At 62.4% G+C, this 19,824-nt stretch carries 24 protein-coding genes; 10 read left to right on the top strand and 14 right to left on the bottom strand.

Annotation, left to right across the window (positions count from 1 at the left end; all coding sequences use genetic code 11):
- Positions 1-32: 32 nt before the first annotated feature.
- The 8 genes from MQW79_RS12645 to hemE form a co-directional block, all read right to left on the bottom strand.
- Positions 33-908, bottom strand: a complete 876-nt coding sequence (locus MQW79_RS12645) for a ParB/RepB/Spo0J family partition protein (protein WP_476584829.1) — start codon at positions 906-908, stop codon at positions 33-35.
- A gap of 9 nt (positions 909-917) precedes the next feature.
- Positions 918-1,718: a ParA family protein gene (locus MQW79_RS12650; protein ID WP_476584830.1), complete on the bottom strand. Its 801-nt coding sequence runs from the start codon at positions 1,716-1,718 to the stop codon at positions 918-920.
- Between the two features lie 18 nt (positions 1,719-1,736).
- Positions 1,737-2,384, bottom strand: coding sequence for a 16S rRNA (guanine(527)-N(7))-methyltransferase RsmG (gene rsmG / locus MQW79_RS12655; protein WP_476584831.1), 648 nt, complete (start codon positions 2,382-2,384; stop codon positions 1,737-1,739).
- The gene (gene mnmG / locus MQW79_RS12660; protein ID WP_476584832.1) at positions 2,384-4,246 is read right to left on the bottom strand and encodes a tRNA uridine-5-carboxymethylaminomethyl(34) synthesis enzyme MnmG; all 1,863 of its coding nucleotides are present in this window, start codon (positions 4,244-4,246) and stop codon (positions 2,384-2,386) included. Before mnmG ends, rsmG begins: the two co-directional genes overlap by 1 nt.
- 129 nt (positions 4,247-4,375) lie before the next feature.
- Entirely contained in the window at positions 4,376-5,662 is a 1,287-nt protein-coding gene (gene mnmE, locus MQW79_RS12665) for a tRNA uridine-5-carboxymethylaminomethyl(34) synthesis GTPase MnmE (protein WP_476584833.1), read from the bottom strand.
- Between the two features lie 72 nt (positions 5,663-5,734).
- Positions 5,735-7,000 carry a transcription termination factor Rho gene (gene rho, locus MQW79_RS12670; protein ID WP_476584834.1) on the bottom strand — a complete coding sequence of 422 codons (1,266 nt, stop codon included), beginning with the start codon at positions 6,998-7,000 and terminating at the stop codon, positions 5,735-5,737.
- A gap of 301 nt (positions 7,001-7,301) precedes the next feature.
- Positions 7,302-7,730, bottom strand: coding sequence for a protoporphyrinogen oxidase HemJ (hemJ, locus tag MQW79_RS12675; protein ID WP_476584835.1), 429 nt, complete (start codon positions 7,728-7,730; stop codon positions 7,302-7,304).
- 29 nt (positions 7,731-7,759) lie between these two features.
- Positions 7,760-8,794 (bottom strand): uroporphyrinogen decarboxylase, encoded by a 1,035-nt coding sequence (hemE, locus tag MQW79_RS12680; RefSeq protein WP_476584836.1) that lies wholly within the window; start codon positions 8,792-8,794, stop codon positions 7,760-7,762.
- Between the two features lie 441 nt (positions 8,795-9,235).
- Here hemE and MQW79_RS12685 point away from each other — a divergent pair, with 441 nt between their 5' ends.
- Genes MQW79_RS12685 through dnaQ form a run of 4 tightly spaced genes read left to right on the top strand, consistent with a single transcriptional unit; the run spans position 9,236 to position 11,966 of the window.
- Positions 9,236-9,844, top strand: coding sequence for a Maf family protein (locus tag MQW79_RS12685; protein WP_476588230.1), 609 nt, complete (start codon positions 9,236-9,238; stop codon positions 9,842-9,844).
- Complete coding sequence (locus MQW79_RS12690) at positions 9,841-10,671, top strand: shikimate dehydrogenase (RefSeq protein WP_476584837.1); 831 nt, start codon at positions 9,841-9,843, stop codon at positions 10,669-10,671. Before MQW79_RS12685 ends, MQW79_RS12690 begins: the two co-directional genes overlap by 4 nt.
- 3 nt (positions 10,672-10,674) lie before the next feature.
- On the top strand, positions 10,675-11,265 hold the full coding sequence (gene coaE, locus MQW79_RS12695) for a dephospho-CoA kinase (RefSeq protein WP_476584838.1): 591 nt from the start codon (positions 10,675-10,677) through the stop codon (positions 11,263-11,265).
- On the top strand, positions 11,265-11,966 hold the full coding sequence (gene dnaQ / locus MQW79_RS12700; RefSeq protein WP_476588231.1) for a DNA polymerase III subunit epsilon: 702 nt from the start codon (positions 11,265-11,267) through the stop codon (positions 11,964-11,966). The genes coaE and dnaQ overlap by 1 nt, the downstream gene beginning before the upstream one ends.
- Positions 11,967-12,164: 198 nt before the next feature.
- On the opposite strand, the gene secB is transcribed toward dnaQ, so the two are convergent.
- The 3 genes from secB to MQW79_RS12715 form a co-directional block, all read right to left on the bottom strand.
- Positions 12,165-12,677: a protein-export chaperone SecB gene (gene secB, locus MQW79_RS12705; RefSeq protein WP_476584839.1), complete on the bottom strand. Its 513-nt coding sequence runs from the start codon at positions 12,675-12,677 to the stop codon at positions 12,165-12,167.
- Between the two features lie 84 nt (positions 12,678-12,761).
- Positions 12,762-13,055, bottom strand: a complete 294-nt coding sequence (locus MQW79_RS12710) for an FxsA family protein (RefSeq protein WP_476584840.1) — start codon at positions 13,053-13,055, stop codon at positions 12,762-12,764.
- The gene (locus tag MQW79_RS12715; protein ID WP_476588232.1) at positions 12,961-13,176 is read right to left on the bottom strand and encodes a hypothetical protein; all 216 of its coding nucleotides are present in this window, start codon (positions 13,174-13,176) and stop codon (positions 12,961-12,963) included. Before MQW79_RS12715 ends, MQW79_RS12710 begins: the two co-directional genes overlap by 95 nt.
- Positions 13,177-13,408: 232 nt before the next feature.
- On the opposite strand from MQW79_RS12715, the gene MQW79_RS12720 reads away from it, so the two are divergent.
- The 3 genes from MQW79_RS12720 to MQW79_RS12730 are packed head-to-tail and all read left to right on the top strand — an operon-like array spanning position 13,409 to position 15,099.
- The gene (locus tag MQW79_RS12720; RefSeq protein ID WP_476584841.1) at positions 13,409-14,131 is read left to right on the top strand and encodes a Tim44/TimA family putative adaptor protein; all 723 of its coding nucleotides are present in this window, start codon (positions 13,409-13,411) and stop codon (positions 14,129-14,131) included.
- A gap of 21 nt (positions 14,132-14,152) precedes the next feature.
- A complete protein-coding gene (locus tag MQW79_RS12725; RefSeq protein WP_476584842.1) occupies positions 14,153-14,734 on the top strand; it encodes a Smr/MutS family protein in 582 nt (193 codons plus the stop codon).
- Positions 14,731-15,099 carry a helix-turn-helix domain-containing protein gene (locus tag MQW79_RS12730; protein ID WP_476584843.1) on the top strand — a complete coding sequence of 123 codons (369 nt, stop codon included), beginning with the start codon at positions 14,731-14,733 and terminating at the stop codon, positions 15,097-15,099. The genes MQW79_RS12725 and MQW79_RS12730 overlap by 4 nt, the downstream gene beginning before the upstream one ends.
- A gap of 76 nt (positions 15,100-15,175) precedes the next feature.
- On the opposite strand, the gene hslU is transcribed toward MQW79_RS12730, so the two are convergent.
- From hslU to hslV, 3 genes are all read right to left on the bottom strand, one after another.
- On the bottom strand, positions 15,176-16,480 hold the full coding sequence (gene hslU / locus MQW79_RS12735) for an ATP-dependent protease ATPase subunit HslU (RefSeq protein WP_476584844.1): 1,305 nt from the start codon (positions 16,478-16,480) through the stop codon (positions 15,176-15,178).
- A gap of 86 nt (positions 16,481-16,566) precedes the next feature.
- Positions 16,567-17,067, bottom strand: coding sequence for an N-acetyltransferase family protein (locus tag MQW79_RS12740; RefSeq protein ID WP_476584845.1), 501 nt, complete (start codon positions 17,065-17,067; stop codon positions 16,567-16,569).
- 4 nt (positions 17,068-17,071) lie between these two features.
- Complete coding sequence (hslV, locus tag MQW79_RS12745; RefSeq protein WP_476584846.1) at positions 17,072-17,626, bottom strand: ATP-dependent protease subunit HslV; 555 nt, start codon at positions 17,624-17,626, stop codon at positions 17,072-17,074.
- A gap of 262 nt (positions 17,627-17,888) precedes the next feature.
- Between hslV and hisB the strand changes: the two genes are divergently transcribed.
- The 3 genes from hisB to hisH all read left to right on the top strand — a co-directional run bounded on the left by hisB (position 17,889) and on the right by hisH (position 19,689).
- Entirely contained in the window at positions 17,889-18,476 is a 588-nt protein-coding gene (gene hisB, locus MQW79_RS12750; RefSeq protein ID WP_476584847.1) for an imidazoleglycerol-phosphate dehydratase HisB, read from the top strand.
- A gap of 206 nt (positions 18,477-18,682) precedes the next feature.
- Complete coding sequence (locus MQW79_RS12755) at positions 18,683-19,039, top strand: hypothetical protein (protein ID WP_476584848.1); 357 nt, start codon at positions 18,683-18,685, stop codon at positions 19,037-19,039.
- Positions 19,036-19,689, top strand: coding sequence for an imidazole glycerol phosphate synthase subunit HisH (hisH, locus tag MQW79_RS12760; RefSeq protein ID WP_476584849.1), 654 nt, complete (start codon positions 19,036-19,038; stop codon positions 19,687-19,689). Before MQW79_RS12755 ends, hisH begins: the two co-directional genes overlap by 4 nt.
- Positions 19,690-19,824: the final 135 nt, after the last annotated feature.

The raw sequence follows: 19,824 nt of genomic DNA on the forward strand, positions 1-19,824 counted from the left end.
GTTTCACGTGGAACAGCTTTGTAAACAAGCGCTTAGCTGCTGCGGCCCGTGAGCCTCAGGCAGATGTCGTCGAGCTGCTCGAGCGTCTTGTAACGAATTTCCAGCTTGCCGCCGCGCTCGGAATGACTGAGCGCCACGCTAAGCCCGAGGGCATCGGCGAGTTTGCGTTCCAGCGCCAGCGTGTCGGCATCGCGCGCCTCGACGTCCACCACGGGCTTTTTCCGCGGCAGGTCGCGCTGCTGGCTCAGCGCCTCGGCCTCGCGTACCGACAGGCCCTTGTCCACGATCTGGCGCGCCAGCGCCGCCGGATCCTCGACGGTGATCAGGGTACGGGCGTGGCCGGCGGTCAGTGTGCCGCTCGACACCATGGACCGCACGTCTTCCGGCAGCCGCAGCAGGCGCAATGTATTGGCGACATGCGAGCGGGACTTGCCGATCACCTGCGCCAGATCCTGCTGGGTATAGTCGAACTGCTCGATCAGCTGGCCATAGCCCATGGCTTCTTCGAGCGGATTGAGATCGGCGCGCTGCACATTCTCGATAATGGCGAGTTCAAGGGCTTCCTTGTCGTCGACATCGCGGACGATGACCGGCACGTCATGCAGACCCGCCTTCTGCGCGGCACGCCAGCGGCGTTCACCGGCGATCAGCTCGAAAATATTGGGATCGTCGGTGGGCCGCACCAGCAGCGGCGACATCACGCCCTTTTCGCGGATCGAATTGGTCAGCTCCTCGAGCTGCTCGGCATCGAAGGTGCGACGTGGATTGGCGCGGTTGGCGATAATGAAATCGACGGGAAGTTTTTTGCCGCCCGAGCCTGTTTCGGTGACGCGGGCGCCTTCCATGGCCGCCATGTCGCCGATCAATGCCGCGAGGCCGCGTCCAAGACGTGTCGGTTTATCGGTCATTCTGGGCTCCTAGGCAGCGGCCAGCCGCCGTTCGCGGCGGATGACTTCGGTCGCGAGGCGCAGATAGGCCTGGCTTCCCGCACATTTCAAATCGTAGAGCAAGGCGGGCTTGCCATAAGAGGGGGCTTCGGAGAGACGCACGTTGCGCGGGATGACCGTCTCGTAGACAAGATCGCCCATTTCACTGCGCACGTCGTGGAGGACCTGCTCGGAAAGGTTGTTCCGCTTGTCGAACATGGTCATCACCACGCCCTGGATCGAGAGGCGCGGATTGAGCGTCGAGCGGATCTGCTCGATGGTCTGCAGCAACTGGCTGAGGCCTTCGAGCGCGAAGAATTCGCATTGCAGCGGCACCAGCACGGCGTCAGCAGCCACCAGCGAATTGACCGTCAGCAGGTTGAGCGAGGGCGGACAGTCGATGAGAATATAGCTCACGGGCTGATCGTTGATGCGCAACTCGTCCAACTGCTTGAAAGCGTTACGCAATTTAAAGGCGCGGTCGGCCTGGCCGGCAATGGTCAACTCGACGCCGAGCAGGTCCATGGTTGAGGGAACGATGGCCACATTGGGGACTGATGTCATGATGGCGGCCTGCGGCACGCTGGCTTCCCCGACGAGGACGTCATAGGCCGAGAGCGCACGGTCGGTGCGCGAAATGCCCAAGCCCGTTGACGCATTGCCCTGCGGATCGAGGTCGACGATCAGCACGCGTTCGCCGATGGCTGCCAGCGCCGTTGCCAGGTTGATGGCCGTCGTGGTCTTGCCCACGCCACCCTTCTGATTGGCCAAAGTCAAAATCCGGGGTGCCAAATTGGCCTCCGTCTGCCGCTAACTTATTGATTTTCCGTGCAAATTCGTAATCTCAACGATCACGCCGCCCGGATCGGTATCACTCTTGGTTATTAACACGTTGTGATGCCACTGCGCACCCAATTCCGTGAGCTCTTCAACATGTTCCCGCCCTTTATGCAGCAGGGCCCGCGTATTGGGGCCGAAAAACGGGGCCATCCAGGCACACAATTGCGGCATGGCCGCCAAAGCACGCGAGGTGATGACATCGGGCACGCCTGTTTCACGTGAATCCGTCTGGTCGCTGCGCCGACCGATCACCGTGACGTTGAGATCGAGCTCGCGGGCAACGGTGCGCAGGAAGCTGACCTTGCGGGCCGTTGGCTCGATCAGCACGAAATGCCGGTCAGTGCCCTTGGAGCCGATGGCCATCGGCAGCGCCGGAAAGCCGCCGCCACTGCCGAAATCGAGAAACAACCTGTCTTCAGGCCGCGTGAGGGCAAGGACCTGCAGGCTGTCGGCAAAATGCCGGGTCCAGACCTGTCCCAATGTTTCACGTGAAACAAGATTCTGCACCGCCTGCCATTTGGTCAGCAATTTGGCATAGGATTCCAGATCGGTAGCAACGTCACCCAGCGGGCGCAAGAAGTGGGCCTCATACGGCGCAATTGCAGCGAGATCGGGCATCACCCGGCCTTGCGCAGATCGCCGCGCCGGATGACCGCCAGCAGCAGGGTGATGGCCGCCGGCGTCATGCCATCCATGGCCTGGGCTTGCGCAATGGTCTGCGGGCGATGCTGGCTCAGTTTCTGGCGCAATTCCATGGAAAGACCGGGAATAGCGAGATAATCGATCCCATCGGGAATCGCCCGTTGCTCATCGCGCCGCACGCTCTCGATATCCGCCTTCTGTCGATCCAGATAGACGGCATACTGGGCGTCAATGGCGACCTGCTCCATGATGGATGGAGCAATCTCACCGAGCTCCGGCCAGAGGCGCACCAGATCTGTAACTTCAATATCCGGATAGGACAGGAGATCAAAGGCCGTGCGGCGCTTGCCGTCTTCATTGACGGTCAGTCCAGCCTTGCGTGCTTCATTGGGCGACGCGGAAAGCGTATCCAGCAGGGTGCGACCGGCCCTCAGAGCTGCCGACCTGCTGCGATAGGCCGCTTCACGCGCCTCACCGACGAGACCTTTTTGGAGCCCGAGATCCGTCAGGCGCTGATCGGCATTGTCGGCGCGCAGATGGAGGCGGAATTCGGCGCGCGAGGTAAACATGCGATAGGGCTCGCTCACCCCGCGGGTCACCAGATCGTCGACCATGACGCCAAGATAGCTCTCAGTGCGCGAGAGGATCATGGGGTCGGCGCCCTTCGATGCCAGGGCGGCATTGGCGCCGGCGAGGAGGCCCTGGGCCCCGGCCTCTTCATAGCCCGTCGTACCGTTGATCTGACCAGCCAGGTAGAGGCCCGGCTGCTTCTTCACTTCCAGCGTCGGGCGCAATTCGCGCGGATCGACATAGTCGTATTCGATGGCATAGCCGGGGCGGATGATCTCCACCTGCTCGAGGCCCGGCATGGACCTGAGAAACGCCTCCTGCACATCGGCGGGCAGTGACGTGGAAAGACCGTTCGGATAGACCGTGCTGTCATCAAGGCCCTCGGGCTCGAGGAAGATCTGATGACTGTCGCGGTCGGCGAAGCGGACGATCTTGTCCTCGATGGACGGGCAATAGCGCGGTCCCCGCGACTGGATCCGCCCCGAATACATGGCCGAGCGATGGATATTGTCGGCAATGATCTTGTGCGTTTCCGCCGTGGTGCGGGTGATATGGCAGGAAATCTGCGGCGTCGTGATCGCTGTGGTCAGCGCTGAAAACGGCTCGGGCGGCGTATCCCCCGGCTGTTCCTCCAGCACCGCATAGTCGATGCTCTTGCCTTCGAGCCGCGCCGGCGTACCGGTCTTGAGACGACCCAACTGCAGGCCGAGATTTTCAAGGCGGGTCGAGAGACCGAGCACCGGCTTTTCGCCCAGGCGGCCGGCCGGCACGGTTTCCTCGCCGCGATGGATCAGGCCACGCAGGAACGTGCCCGTGGTGAGGACCACGGCCTTGGAGCCATATCGGCGCCCATCAAGCAGGCGCACGCCGGAAATCACTCCATCGGTGACCTCCAGATCGTCGACCTCGCCCTCAATCACGTCGAGATTGGGCTGCGCACTGATCGCCGCCTGCATGGCCTCGCGGTAGAGTTTCCGGTCGGCCTGGGCGCGTGGGCCGCGGACGGCTGGACCCTTGCGGCGGTTGAGGACGCGAAACTGGATGCCGGCCTGGTCGGCGACGCGACCCATCAACCCGTCCAAGGCATCGATCTCGCGCACGAGATGACCCTTGCCCAATCCACCAATGGCAGGATTGCAGCTCATTTCGCCAATCGTGGCGAAGCGATGGGTGACCAGCGCCGTGGGGACACCCAGCCGGGCCGAAGCCGCGGCGGCTTCCGAGCCGGCATGGCCCCCGCCGACAACGATGACGGCATAGTCAGTCATGGCAATTTCTCCAAGGCGCCTGACATAGGCCAATGTTTCACGTGAATCAATTGTCGATGTGCGCCTGGGGTAGCTGAGTGTGTTTCACGTGGATCACTTTGTGCGCGGGGCGGCAGTGTTTCACGTGAATCACTTGCCAATACAGAAACTCGCAAAGAGCCGATCGAGGACCCGTTCCGCATCGAGCCGTCCGACAAGGCGTTCGAGCGACTGGGAGGCCATGCGCAGATTTTCCGCCGCCAGTTCCGGCCTTGCCAATTGCCGGGTGGCGCTATGAAGTGCGTCAAGCGCCTCCATGAGGGCAACACGATCGCGTTCGTGACTGAGCAGGCTCGGCTCGCCCGCCATCCGGCCATTGCCTTGTGCCGTGATGCGATCCAGAAGCCCGTCCATCCCCTGCCCTGTCCGTGTGGAGATCGAGAGATCCACTCCCGCCATGGCACCGAGATCCGCCTTGGTCCCCACCCTTATGGCATTGTCTGGGGGAACCAGGTCATTGGCAGTATCGGGGGCACTCAGCCAGAGGACGATATCGGCATCGGCGATCGCGAGCTTGGCCCGCCGGACGCCTTCTGCTTCGGCTTTGCTCTCGGTCTCGCGCAATCCGGCGAGATCGAGAAGGATATAAAGCTGGCCGCCAATATCGAGTGGCACCTGGCGGACGTCCCGCGTCGTACCGGCTTCATCGGTGACGATGGCAATGTCGGACTTGGCCAGGGCGTTCAAGAGGCTCGATTTGCCGGCATTTGGCGGCCCGGCAAGCGCCACGCGGATACCCTCGCGAATGATGAGGCCCTGTGCATAGCCGGCGAGCGCCGCGTCAATGTCGCTGTAGAGCGCATCAATGCTGGCACCAAATTCGGGCGGCAGGGCTTCGTCCACGTCGCCTTCATCGGAAAAATCCAGCCTGGCCTCGATTTCGGCACGCAGGTCAAGCAGCGCATGGCGCCAGCCATCAATGCGCTGGCTCAGTCCCCCTTCGAACCTGGCCAGCGCCTGGCGGCGCTGATTTTCCGTTTCGGCCTCGAGCAGGTCACCCAGGCCCTCGATCTCCACGAGGTCAAGTTTGCCATTCTCGAAGGCCCGGCGGGTGAACTCACCGGCTTGTGCCAGGCGGGCGCCATTGCTGGTCAGCAACCGCAATATCGCCCGCACCCCGGCCGGCGAGCCATGCACCTGCAGTTCGGCGCAGTCCTCGCCGGTAAAGCTGTGTGGAGCCGGGAACCACGCGACGAGGCCGCGATCGAGCAGGCTGTCTTGTCCGATGGGACGCAAAACCAGTTTCCGCGGCTCAGGCAGGGCACCGCTCACCTGGCTGAGCAGGCGTGCCGTTTGCGGGCCGGACAGGCGAATAACCGCCACGCCCGAGGGGGGTGCGCCAGACGACAAGGCCACGATTGTGTCGGCAGTTGTCATGCCCATCCGTCCAAAGAAAAGAGCGACACGCTGTTCTGCGTGCCGCTCTTTTAGTTCAACCGACAGCGTGTGTCAGGTATTCATCGAGTCAAAGAAATCGGAATTGGTCTTGGTCTGGCGGACCTTGTCGACCAGGAATTCCATGGCGTCGATCGTGCCCATCGGGTTCAGGATGCGGCGCAGCACATACATCTTCTTGAGCGTGTCATTCTCGACCAGCAGTTCTTCCTTGCGGGTACCCGACTTGGTGATGTCGAGGGCCGGGAAGATGCGCTTGTCGGCGACCTTGCGGTCGAGGATGATTTCCGAGTTGCCGGTACCCTTGAACTCTTCGAAGATCACTTCGTCCATGCGGCTGCCGGTATCGATCAGCGCCGTGGAGATGATGGTCAGCGAGCCGCCATCCTCAATATTGCGGGCGGCACCGAAGAAGCGCTTGGGGCGCTGCAGGGCGTTCGCATCCACACCACCGGTCAGAACCTTGCCGGAACTCGGAACGACAGTGTTGTAGGCGCGGCCGAGGCGGGTGATGGAATCGAGCAGGATAACGACGTCGCGCTTGTGTTCGACAAGGCGCTTGGCCTTTTCGATCACCATTTCGGCCACCTGGACGTGGCGCGAGGCCGGCTCGTCAAAGGTGGAGGAAATGACTTCGCCGCGCACCGAGCGCTGCATGTCGGTCACTTCTTCCGGGCGCTCGTCGATCAGCAGCACGATCAGATAGCATTCGGGGTGATTGGTCGCGATCGATTGTGCAATGTTCTGCAACAATACGGTCTTACCAGTACGCGGCGGCGCAACGATCAGCGCGCGTTGACCCTTGCCGAGCGGGGCCACGAGATCGAGCAGACGCGCCGAGCGATCCTTGATCGTGGGATCGGGCAGCTCCATACGGAGCCGTTCTTCGGGATAGAGCGGGGTGAGATTGTCGAAGTTGACCTTGTGGCGGACCGCCTCGGGATCTTCGAAATTGATGGTCGAAACTTTCAGGAGAGCAAAGTAGCGCTCGCCTTCCTTGGGAGAGCGGATTTCGCCCTCGACCGTGTCGCCTGTTCGTAGGCCAAAGCGACGGATTTGGCTGGGACTGACATAGATGTCATCGGGACCGGGCAAGTAATTCGCGTCGGGGGAGCGCAGGAAGCCAAACCCGTCCGGGAGCACTTCGACCACGCCTTCGCCAACGATATTGATGTCCTGGGCCGCCAATTCCTTGAGAATGGCGAACATCAACTCCTGCTTGCGCATGGTCGAAGCGTTTTCGACCTCGAGTTCCTCGGCAAAGGCCAAAAGTTCAGCCGGGGATTTGGCCTTGAGCTCACTGAGCTTGATATTCTGCATGTATGCGACGTGACCCTTGAGGGAAGATCGAAAGTCTGGACGAAAAAGGTGGGGAGTTCGGCCTCCGCGCAGCAACCGGGCGGTCGCGCAATCAGGGGATGCCGTTGCATCCATGTAGCCTGATCCGGCGCCGGTTTCAAGACTTAGCACTGGAGCCGGAATAAATTCCGAAGGCATGCACATCCGAATGAGCGGGATTCACGTGAAACTGCGAACCGTCTCGACAGGGCAAGTCGCTCCGGCAGAGAGATTTGAGGCGAGCGGGCCATGAGGCTGAGCTCGAAGGCCTGAGCCGCGTCGATCAGAACGGTTTCACGATCACCGCAATGACGATGACCACGGCGATGACGAAGGGGATTTCGTTGATGGCGCGGTAGAATTTGTGGCTTCTGGTATTCCTGTCTTCCTGGAAGGCGCGCCGCAGCGTGCCGAGCCAGCCGTGTATGCCGCTGAGTGCAATGACCATGATGGCCTTGAGCCACATCCAGCCCTGCGAAAAATCGACAATCCCAAAGCCAAAGGCCAGCCACAGGCCAAAAATCCAGGTGGCAATCATGGCGGGGGTCATGATGCCGCGATAGAGCTTGCGCTCCATCACCTTGAAGGTCTCCGAGCGATCCGAGCCGACCGCGCATCCGGCGTGATAGACGAAGAGGCGCGGCAGATACATCATCCCCGCCATCCAGGCGATGACCGAGATGACATGCAGCGCCTTGACCCATTCATACATGGCGAACTCCTCAACAGTTCGGTGACGGCCTAGCCGTTCTTGACCAGGTCGATCAAGCGTACGACATGGGCGATTGGGGTTTCGGGCACGATCCCATGCCCCAGATTGAAAATGTGCGGGCGATCGGCAAAGGCCGCGAGAATTGCGCGGGCCTGGCTTTCCATGGCCTCGCCACCGACGACGAGACGCAGCGGGTCGAGATTGCCCTGCACGGTGAGGCCCTGGGGCAGATGCGTGCGCACGAAATCGAGCGGGGTGGCAAAATCGATCCCCAGCGCATTGACCCCTGTCGTCTCGGCATAACGCCGGAGATTGCCCGCAGCCCCGCGCGGGAAACCGATAATGGGCGCATTGGGCACGCGCTGGCGCAGGCCCTCGACGATACGGCGATTGGGCTCCATCACATTGCGGGCAAAGCTCATATCATCGAGATTGAGCGCCCAGCTTTCAAAGATCTGCACCACATCGGCGCCGGCGTCCAGCTGCGCGGCAAGATAGTCGATCGAGGTCTGGACCAGGATGTCCATCAGCTTGTCGAAGGCCGCGGGATATTCCAGCGCAAACTTTCGCGCCACCCATTGGTCAGACGAGCCGCGCCCCCCCAGCATGTAGGTGGCCACGGTCCAGGGCGCGCCGCAGAAGCCGATCAGGGTCTTTTCGGGGGGCAGTGCTGCCCGAAGCCGGCGCACGGTCTCCAGCACGGGTGCAAGATGCGTCATGGCCCCCTGGGGTTCAAGCGCATCGATCCCCTTCTCATCCAAAGCCTCGAGCAGCGGGCCTTCACCGGTGGCAAAGCGAACCTTCTGCCCAAGGGCGTCCGGGATGACGAGGATGTCGGAAAAAAGGATGGCCGCATCGAGATCGAAGCGTCGCAAGGGTTGCAGCGTAACCTCGACGGCAAGGTCGGGCGTGTAGCAGAGCTCAAGGAAATCCTTGGCCTGGCTTCGCGTCTCCCGGTACTCGGGCAGATAGCGTCCGGCCTGGCGCATGATCCATATGGGTGGACGGCTCTGCTTCTGTCCCAGAACGGTTGCGAGCAACGGCTTTTCGGTCACCGGGGCCATGTGTTCATCCCTTCCAAACCCAATAAAGAGTCTTTCTTAGCTTCGCTTCTTTATCTTTATGGGGGTGTTTAGCTGGAATTCAGCGTCACCCACAATCGGCGCCTTCGGTGACACTTGCGCGCAGGCAATGGTTAATAGGGTGTGAATGTAAATTTTCCGTTCACGAAGACTTAACCATTAATATCTCGTTAAGAAGTGAGGCGCCCGGCCTTTGCCGAGTCAACGATTCGATTCCGCCTGTGAATCCGCGGTGGAAACGAGATCAGGCTCGAAAAGCCGATTTCACCAGAGCTTTCCACAGGGTCCCGAATCCCCTCTCGGAAAGGAACTGTTAACAGTTTGAAGGCCAGGTCGAACAAGTCTGCCGTGGTCCAGAACTTACCCGACCAGTTCACAGATCGGCCTTGAGCTGGGGATGACAGTGTGGAAAAACTGCATCCCATGCTGATCCTTGCTTCTGCCAGCGCCACCCGCAAAGCCTTGCTGCACAAGGCCGGATTGGCTTTTGACGCGGTCACGGCCCAGATCGACGAACGGGCGCTCGAAGAGGCGGCTTTGGGGGCCGGCGGCGATGCCCGTGATGTTGCTTTGCTCCTCGCCCGGCGCAAGGCCGAGGCGGTTTCGGGGCTGCATCGCGGCGCGATTGTGATCGGCGCGGACCAGACCCTGTCTTTGGGGCCGCAGCTTTTGCACAAGCCGGGATCGCTCGAAGAAGCGCGTGCCCAGCTGGCGCATCTGCGCGGCAAGACCCATCGCCTGCATGCGGCTGTCACCCTGGTGCGGGACGGCGCCCTGCTCTGGTCCGACCTGCAGACTGCCGAGCTCACCATGCGGGACTTTTCCGACAGTGAACGCGACCAGGTCGTGGCCCTTGAAGGCGATGCGATCCTTGGATCGGTCGGCAGCTACCGGCTGGAAGGCCCGAGCATCAGGCTCTTTGAAACCGTCAGCGGCGACTATTTCACCATTCTGGGCCTGCCGCTGCTTCCTTTGCTTGCGGCTTTGCGCGATATCGCTCCCGAGCTTCTCAACTCCCAGGACCAGACGTGACCACCAAGGCCTTTGTTATCGGGCATCCGATCGCCCATTCACGTTCGCCGCTCATTCATGGCACCTGGCTCAAAGAGCATGGCATAGACGGCTCCTATGACGCCATCGACGTCGCGCCTGATGACCTGCCGGGCTTTTTCGGGCAGCTGCGGGCGGGTGAATTTGCCGGCGGCAATGTCACCATTCCGCACAAGGAAGCGGTCTTTGCCCTTTGCGACAGTGTCGATGACCTGGCGCGAAAGATCGGCGCGGTGAATACGCTCGTCGTCCGCGACGGCAAGGTGCATGGCACCAATACCGATTATCTGGGGTTTCTGGGCAATCTTGACGCCAATGCCCCGACCTGGTCGGACGGCCCCAGGGATGCGCTGATCATCGGCGCCGGCGGTGCCGCCCGGGCCGTGCTCGTGGCTTTGCGGCGGCGCAATGGGGGTCAGGTCCATGTGCTCAACCGCACCCTTGCCAATGCCCAGGCCCTGATCGAGGAAATCGACGGGCCCTTCGAAGCCCATGGTTTTGAGGCCTTTGACGAACTGGCGCCGCGTATTGGCCTTGTCGTCAATACCAGCTCCATCGGCATGCATGGGACAAGGTTTGATTGGCTCGACATGAGCCTTCTGCCCAAGACCACGCTGGTCACCGACATTGTCTATACGCCGCTCGAAACCCCGCTCCTCGGCGAAGCGCGGGCCCATGGGCTGCGCACAGTGGATGGCCTGGGCATGCTGCTGCATCAGGCCGTGCCGGGTTTTGCCGCCTGGTTCGGCGTCACCCCATCAGTCACCCCGCAATTGCGGGCGCTGGTCGAAGCAACGCTGGATCACTGATAAATGCAGCGGATCGGCATTACCGGCTCGATCGCGACGGGCAAGTCGACCCTGCTCAAGGCGTTTGCAGCCGCGGGCGTGCCGGTGTTTTCAGCAGACGAGGCGGTGGCGGAGCTTTATGCCGGCGACGCCGTCGCGCCGGTCGAGGCGCTGTTTCCCGGTGTCGCCAAAGCCGGCGTCATCGATCGCGCCGAATTGTCTCGCCGCCTTGCGGCCGAGCCGGGCGGATTTGCCCGTCTCGAGGCGGTAGTGCATCCCCTGGTGCGCGACAGGATTTCAGAATTCCTCGATGCGGCCGAGCGCCAAGGGCATGTCGCCGCCGCCGTGGAAGTGCCGCTGCTGTTCGAAAGTGGCCATGATTATGGCTTCGATGCCGTTGCCGTCACCCATGTGGATGAGGCCATCCAGCGCCAGCGGGTTCTGGCTCGACCGGGCATGACCGTGGAAAAGCTGGAGACCCTGCTTGCCCGGCAGATGCCACAGGCCGAAAAGAAAAGCCGGGCCACCTGGACCTTCGATACCGCGCAATCGCGCGAAGAAATCGAGGAACAGGTCGCCGAACTCGTGGCGCAACTCGAACGGCAGGGCCAATGATCAGGGAAATCGTCCTCGATACCGAAACCACGGGCCTCTCGCCGACGGGCGGCGATCGCCTGGTGGAAATCGGCTGCGTCGAGCTGATCAACCACATTCCGACCGGCAAGAATTTTCACGTCTATATCAATCCGCAGCGCTCCATGCCCGAAGAGGCGTTTCGCGTGCACGGGCTCAGCGAGGAATTTCTTGCCGACAAGCCGCTGTTCAAGGACGTGGCCCCCGAATTTCTCGAGTTCATCGGCGATGCCACGCTGGTGATCCACAATGCCCCTTTCGACATGGGGTTTCTCAATCATCAGCTCGAGATCAGCGGCCACAAGGCGCTGAGCAATGAGGTGATCGACACCGTGATGGTCGCCCGGAAGAAGCATCCGGGCGCCCGCGTCAGCCTCGATGCGCTGTGCAAGCATTACGGCATCGACAATTCCCGCCGGACCCTGCATGGCGCGCTGCTCGATAGCGAGATTCTCGCCGAGGTCTATCTGGAACTGATCGGTGGAAAGCAGGTGAGCCTGGCGCTGGTGGCCGAAATCGAGACCGCCGCCGTGGGTGTCACCGTGGCCCGCATAGCCGTGGCGCCACGGCCGGTGGCCCTGCCCGGCCGGATCAGTGCCGCAGAAGCCGAGGCGCATGCCGCCTTTATAGCCAAGATGGGCGAAAGCGCCATCTGGGCGCAATATGCCGAGGCGGCGGAGTAGTCGCCTCGCGCGATCAATCGACCCTGTCCACGATACGACAACACACAGTGTCACTCCGGCGAAGGCCGGAGTCCATTCTTGCATCGGCACATGGATCCCGGCCTGCGCCGGGATGACTGCGGTGAGTGTGGAGGCAGCGGGACAAACAAAAAACCCCGGCGCGAACCGGGGTTTTGCAGTCTATCGATCGAAAAACGATCAGTTCGGCAGGCCGGAATCCGCGGGAGCGGCAGGCGTGCCGTTCTGGGCGGCGAGCTTGGCCAGGTTCTGCCGATAGATGGCGGAGAAATCGACCGGCTCCATCATCAGTGGCGGGAAGCCGCCCTGCTGGGTGACGCTGGCCAGGACCTGCCGGGCAAACGGGAAGATCAGGCGCGGGCATTCGATCATCAGGAGCGGCGAGAGCTGGTTTTCCGGCACGTTCTTCAAACGGAAAATGCCGCCATAGACGAGCTCGACATTGAACAGCACGGTTTCTTCGCGATTGGCCTTGGCGTTGAGGGTCAGCTCGACCGCGTAGATTTCGTCATTCTGCTTCTTCACGCCGACCGAGATCGAGACGTTGAAAGCCGGGTTTGCGCCGCCGCTCAGCAGCGTCGCGGGCGCGCCCGGATTCTCGAAGGAGAGATCGCGGATATATTGGCCCACGAGATTCATGCTGGGCGCGGTGCCGGTCTGCGGCGCTGCGGCGCCCTGGGTTTCATCGGCCATTATATCTGGTCCTTCTCAATGGCGAGTTCAGGCAATTGTGGCGGTGTGGCTAGCACTTTTGGCGGATGCGAACAAGCCAAGCGCCTAATCGCGGTCCTCGCGCCAGTCATCATCCTTAAGATCGATCGCCTTGGTCTCGGTGTCCTGGCCATAGGGCCCCCCGGACCCGGCGGGACCGTAGCGCCGATAGGTCGTGGTGGTTTCCACCACCTGGACCCGGCCGGCCAAAGCCGTGAACAGCCATTCCCGGACCGGTGGCACCAGCAGAGCCAGCGCCACGAGATCAGTGAGAAAGCCGGGCAGGATCAGCAGAATGCCGGAAAGGCCGATCAGCATGGCATCGAACATGGTGCGGCCTGGAATGGTGCCGGCGCTCATATTGCTGCGCAGCCGCTGGACCGCCTGCATTCCCTGCTGTCGCAGCAGCAGCCCGCCCGGCAATGGCGGCAAGGATCACAAGGCCCAGCGTCGGCAGGAGGCCGATGGCCCGGCCGACCACGATGAACAGCGCGATTTCGATCAGCGGCAGGATCAGAAATCCAAGGGCAATAAGGCGGGCCAAGATCCTATCCTTGTCTGTTTGGCAAAACGGGGCGCGGCAAAAACGCAACTCGCCCCAACGTGAACTGGTTTTGGGCTAAAGGTTTTCCTATATATAGGACAGCCGCGGCGCAGAACGAGCGCCATCCAGTAGTTTTTTGTCGACGCCTCCCGCGCAAGGTGCCCATTTCATGGACGATTTCCTCGATCTGCCGACGCTGATTGCCATCGCAGTTGCTGTCTTCGTGCTGTTCCGGCTGCGCTCGGTGCTGGGCAGCCGTACCGGCAATGAACGCCCGCCGGTGGATCGCACCCGCTCCACGCCCACCGAAAAGCAGGCCGAAAGCGCCGAAGAAACCGTTGTGCCGCTGCGTCCGCGCCCGGCCCAGCCCGATCTCGATGATGAGCGTCGTGCCCGCAAGACAGAAGCCGAGATCGAACAGGCCGCTGCCGGCAATGCCGATCTTGCCGCCGGCCTGCGCGCCGTGGTCGAGGCCGATCCGACCTTCTCGCCCAAGAGCTTCCTCGAAGGCGCCAAGCAGGCCTATGAGATGATCGTCACCGCCTTTGCCGAAGGCGATCGCCAGACTCTGAAAAACCTGCTCGACAAGCCGATTTTCGAAAGCTTCCAGCGCGCCATTGCCGATCGCGAGGCTGCGGGCCAGAAGGTCGACTTCACCTTTGTCGGCCTCCCCAAGATTGCCATTGTCGATGCCGAGTTCGACAAGAAGGATGTCAACATCACCGTCGATTTCCATGCCGAAGTGGTTTCGGCCACCCGCGATAAGGATGGCAATCTGGTCGAGGGCAATGCCGATCAGGTCCAGACCATTGCCGATGAATGGACGTTCTCGCGCAACCCCAGATCGCGCGATCCGAACTGGAAAGTCGTGGCCACCAGCCAGCTCGACTGATTTCTTCCGGCAGGCCCGCCCATGTCCAAGCGCCATTCGAAGCGCCTGCCGCACGACTTCCATCTGTGGACCACGGTTGCCGAGACCGTGGAACCCTTGCGCCGCAAGGGCCTGCTGAAGCTGGGGTCCGGCGTCCTGCCGGTGCCCGAGCCTGATCCGGTACCGCTGGTCAAGGCGCCGCCCAGGCCACTCAAGCCCGGAAAATCTTTCCTGCCCGCCTATCAGGCACCCGCCGCCCCGTCCCAGGTCGTGGAGAAGGCTGTCGACCCGGCCATCCACAAAAAGGTGCGCCGCGGCCGCATCGACATCGATGGCCGGATCGACCTGCATGGCATGACCCAGGCCGAAGCCCGCGATACCTTGCGCCGCTTCATCGGCGCGCGGGCGGCGCGGGGCGACCGGACCATCCTGGTCATTACCGGCAAGGGCGCCAAAACCGACAATGACTATATCGCCGCCATGACCGAGCGCGGCATTCTGCGCACCATGCTGCCGATCTGGCTCAGCGAACCGGGCCTGGCGCATCTGATCTCGGGCTGGAGCGTGGCCGCCCGCGGCCATGGCGGAGAGGGGGCGTGGTATGTGCGCCTCAGGCGTCCATGACCCCGCTCGGCGCGAAATTGCGATCCCTGCGCGAGGCGCGCGGCATTTCCCTCAAGGAAATGGCGGCGGCCCTCAACGTGTCCTCGGCATACCTTTCGGCGCTCGAGCATGGCAAGCGGGGGCAGCCGACCAGTTTCCTGCTCCACCGCATGATCGCCTATTTCAACGTCATCTGGGACGAAGCAGAGGAATTGCAGCGCCTCGCCGAAATCTCCGACCCCAAGGTCACCATCGATACCGGCGGCCTCGTGCCTGAGGCGACCGAACTGGCCAATCGCCTGCGCGACAATATCGAGCGCCTGGACCCCGAGGACCTGAGGTTTCTCCGCGATGAGCTGGTGAAGCGGTCCGGCAGGAAGCGCTAGCTCAGCTATCACCCCGGACGCGACGTCATCCCGGTGGGACATGCGTTGGGGCACGCCCCACCGGAAATGCGTCAGGTTACAGCACGAACTTGCTGAGATCCGTATCCCCGGCCAGCACGCCCACCTTGTCGCGGACAAAGGCGGCATCGATGGCGATGGTCTGGCCGGCCCTGTCGGGCGCGTCGAAGGAGATTTCCTCGACCAGCCGTTCCATCACTGTCTGCAGGCGCCGCGCGCCGATATTCTCCACCGTGGAATTGACCTTCACCGCCGCGTCGGCAATGGCCTCGATGGCGTCCGGACTGACGGTCAGCGTCACCCCTTCCGTGCCCATCAGCGCCACATACTGCTTGATGAGGCTGGCCTCGGTGTCGGAGAGAATGCCGATGAAGTCTTCGCGCGTCAGGGCCTTCAATTCGACGCGGATCGGCAGGCGGCCCTGCAATTCGGGCAGCAGGTCACTGGGCTTTGAGACATGGAAAGCCCCCGAAGCGATGAACAGGATATGGTCGGTCTTGACCGGTCCATACTTGGTGGCAACGGTCGTGCCTTCGATCAGCGGCAGGAGATCGCGCTGCACGCCTTCGCGCGACGGCCCGCCCTGCACCCCGCCCTCGCGGGCCGCCACCTTGTCGATCTCGTCGATGAAGACAATGCCGTGGTTTTCCACGAGCTCGATGGCCTCGGCCTTGAGCTGATCCTGGTCGAGCAGCTTGTCGGCCTCTTCGGCGATCAGCGGATCATACGCATCCTTGACCTTGATCTTGCGCTTGACCCCGCGCCCGCCCATGGCCTGCTTGAACATGTCGGAAAGGTTGATCATGCCGATGCCGCCCTGCATGCCGGGAATATCCATTCCCTGCGGCGTTGCCGGCGTCATCTCGATCTCGATTTCCTTGTCGTCGAGCTCGTTGTCGCGCAGCTTCTTGCGAAAGCTGTCGCGGGTCGAGGGCGTGGCCGAGGTACCGACCAGCGCGTCGAGCACCCGCTCCTCGGCATTGTGATGGGCCTGCGCCTGCACGTCGCGGCGGCGCTTGTCGCGCAGGACGGTAATGCCGGCCTCGACGAGGTCGCGCACGATCTGCTCGACGTCGCGGCCGACATAACCGACCTCGGTGAACTTGGTGGCTTCAACCTTGACGAATGGCGCCTGGGCGAGCCGCGCCAGACGGCGCGAAATCTCGGTCTTGCCGACGCCGGTGGGCCCGATCATCAGGATATTCTTGGGGCTGACTTCGCGGCGAAGATCGGGCGGCAGCTGCTGCCGGCGCCAGCGATTGCGCAAGGCCACGGCAACGGCGCGCTTGGCATCGGCCTGACCCACGATGTGGCGGTCGAGCTCGGAGACGATTTCGCGTGGGGAGAAATTGGTTTCTGTCATTTTGGTACTCGTTTGAGCGTTCCCAGCAAGATGGGAACCGGATTGCGGTTCGGGAACGCGTCTGGATCGTGCCTTGCTGTCGGACCTCAGCGGTCCAGGAAGCGCACCATCAGGTGTTCGTCGATGTATCGACCGTTCACGAAGAGATAGCGGGGCTCGGTGGCATAGGTTTCAAAGCCGAGCTTTTCATAGAGCTTGATGGCCGGGACATTTTCCGACCAGACGCCGAGATGGATCTGGATCACGTGATGCCTTGCATGTTCGACCAGATGCTCGACCAGCGCCCGGGAGAGGCCGGTGCCGCGATGTTCGGGTCGTGTATAGACCTGGATCATCCAGCCCCGATGCTGTTCCTTGGCGCCTTCATTGCGCAAAAACGCGTTGATGCCGCCCAGCGATCCGTCGGGCAACACGGCCCCGAAAACCGTCAAAGCGTCGAGCGTCTGAAGGATTTCGGCATCACTCTTTTGCGCAAAGCCTTCGGCTGTCGAGACGAAGGCTTCCGGATGATTGGCCAGCGCCTCGTGGCGGATGGCACGATAGGCGTTGAGGTCGTCGGGGCCGAGGCGTCGGATGGAGAAGGTCACGGGATCAGAGCTCGATGCTTTCCACCGTCACATTGCCATTGGTGTAGACGCAGATTTCCTCGGCGATCTTCATGGCACGGCGGGCAATGTCCTCGGCATCGAGCTCGGTGGCCTGGTGCAAAGCCAGCGCCGCCGAATGCGCATAATTGCCGCCCGAGCCGATAGCGATGACGCCATGATCGGGGGTCAGCACGTCGCCATTGCCGGTCAGCACCAGCGTATCGGTCTTGTCGGCCACGATCATCATGGCTTCGAGCTTGCGCAGATACCGGTCGGTGCGCCAGTCCTTGGCCAGTTCCACGGCGGCGCGCATCAGCTGGTCGGGATATTGCTCAAGCTTGCCTTCGAGCCGCTCGAACAGGGTAAAGGCATCGGCGGTCGATCCGGCAAAGCCGCCGATCACCTTGCCGCCAGCCAGGCGCCGCACTTTCTTGGCGCCATGCTTCATCACGGTCTGGCCCATGGAAACCTGGCCATCGCCAGCCACCACGACCTTGTTGCCCTTGCGCACGGAAACGATGGTCGTGCCATGCCAGCCGGGAAAATTACTGTCACTCATAGGGGGAGATACTCCGAACTGTTGAGTGATATTTAGGGCGGCATGAAGCGATTGCAACCGGGGCGAAGCCCACCCCTCCCTCTGGGGGAGAGGTCGACGCGAAGCGGCGGGTGAGGGGGCCTTTGACCAAGGCTGCCGGTGAGGCCCCCTCACCCGGCTTGCTACGCAATCCGACCTCTCCCCCAGAGGGAGAGGTGAAGAAACCCAATCTTCACGCCGCTGTGCCTATCTGCTACTCACCCGCCGAAATCGGAGAGACGCCATGCGCACAGCAAAAATCGCCCGCAAGACCAACGAGACCGAGATTTCCGTCTCGATCAATCTCGACGGGACCGGCAAGCATGCCATGCAGACCGGCGTCGGCTTCTTCGATCACATGCTCGACCAGCTGGCGCGCCACTCGCTCATCGACATCGACGTGGCCTGCAAGGGTGACCTGCACATCGATTTCCACCACACGGTGGAGGATGTCGGCATTGCCCTCGGCCAGGCCATCAGGGAGGCTCTCGGCGCCAAGAAGGGCATCCGTCGCTATGCCAGCTGCGACCTGCCCATGGATGGTACGCTGACCCGCGCGGCGCTGGACGTCTCCGGCCGCGCCTTCCTCGTGTTCAAGGCCGAGTTCTCCAAAGACAAGATCGGCGAGATCGACACCGAGCTATTCCGCGAGTTCTTCCAGGCTTTTGCCGTAAATGCCGGCATCACGCTGCATATCGAAAACTTCTACTTCGACAACAACCATCACCTGGCCGAGTCCATGTTCAAGGCCGTGGCCCGCGCCCTGCGCGACGCTGTCGAAATCGATCCGCGCGCGGCCGATCGGGTGCCCAGCACCAAGGGCACGCTGTAGTCCCTTCACCTCTCCCTTTGGGGGAGAGGTCGGCGCGAAGCGCCGGGTGAGGGGGCCTCCCTCAATCCGGCGTTTGCCAAAGGTCCCCTCACCCCACCCTCTCCCCCAAGGGAGAGGGGCGCACCGAGTGTGTCGCGGCTCCACTACCCTTCCCCCGTCGCGCATTTTGCACTAAGTGGACCACATCCAGCCCTTGGAGTGTCCCCTTGACCCTCTACGCCATTCTCACGCCGAAGCCGGAAAGCGCTCTGCTGCCCGAGGCCGTGCCCGAAAAGTTCTCCTGGTTCGCGACCCTGCTGCCGCCAGTGCACGCCCTTGTCCACCGTCTCTGGGACCAGCTGGCCTTCTTTCTCATCGGCCTCGTCGCTCTGGTCTTCGCCGAGGGCTGGATCGGTGGCGATGCCGTGATCTGGCTCTATATCGCGCTGGCGCTGGCCTGTGGCTTTGCCGCGCCGGGCGCGCGCCGCCGCGCCCTTCGGCGCCGCGGCTATCAGCAGGCGGGCTATCGTTTTGCCGAGGACGCCGACCTGGCGCGCCTCTCTGCCATGGAGACGGTTTCGTGACCTCTGTCGCCATCATCGATTACGGCGCGGGCAATCTGCGCTCGGCCGCCAATGCCTTCGAGCGCGTCGCCGCCGAACGCGGCAAGGGTGATCTCATCACCGTCACCGCTGACCCTGATGTCGTGCGCAGGGCCGATCGCATCATGCTGCCCGGCGTCGGCGCCTTTGCCGATTGCAAGGCAGGTCTCGATGCCGTGCCCGGCATGGTCGAGGTGCTCAGCGAGCGCGTCATCAGGGGCGGCACGCCCTTCCTCGGCGTCTGCGTCGGCATGCAGCTTCTGGCCAGCGAAGGCCGCGAAAAAGTGGTCACCGAGGGCCTCGGCTGGATTCCCGGCGCGGTCGAAAAGATCACGCCGTCTGATCCGGCTCTGAAGATTCCGCATATGGGATGGAACACCATCCTGGCCACCCGCCCCCATGCGCTGCTTGACGGCATCGCGCTGGGGCCGAACGGGCTGCACGCCTACTTCGTCCATTCCTATCACCTCAAGACGGACGAACCGGCCGACCTCGTCGCCACCACCAATTATGGCGGCGCACTGACCGCCTGTGTCGGCCGCGACAACATCTTCGGGACCCAGTTCCACCCGGAAAAAAGCCAGGCGCTGGGACTGAAGCTGATCGAGAATTTTTTGGGGTGGGCGCCGTGATTCAGGCGGGCGCCGATCCTGTTCCTCTCCCCCTCGGCGAGAGGGTGGACCGGCCGCAGGCCGGGACGGGTGAGGGGGAACTCTCCACTCGCGCCGAACCATCACCCTCATCCGGCGCTGCGCGCCACCTTCTCC

The sequence above is a fragment of the Devosia sp. Micro-HW1 genome, from assembly GCF_056341075.1.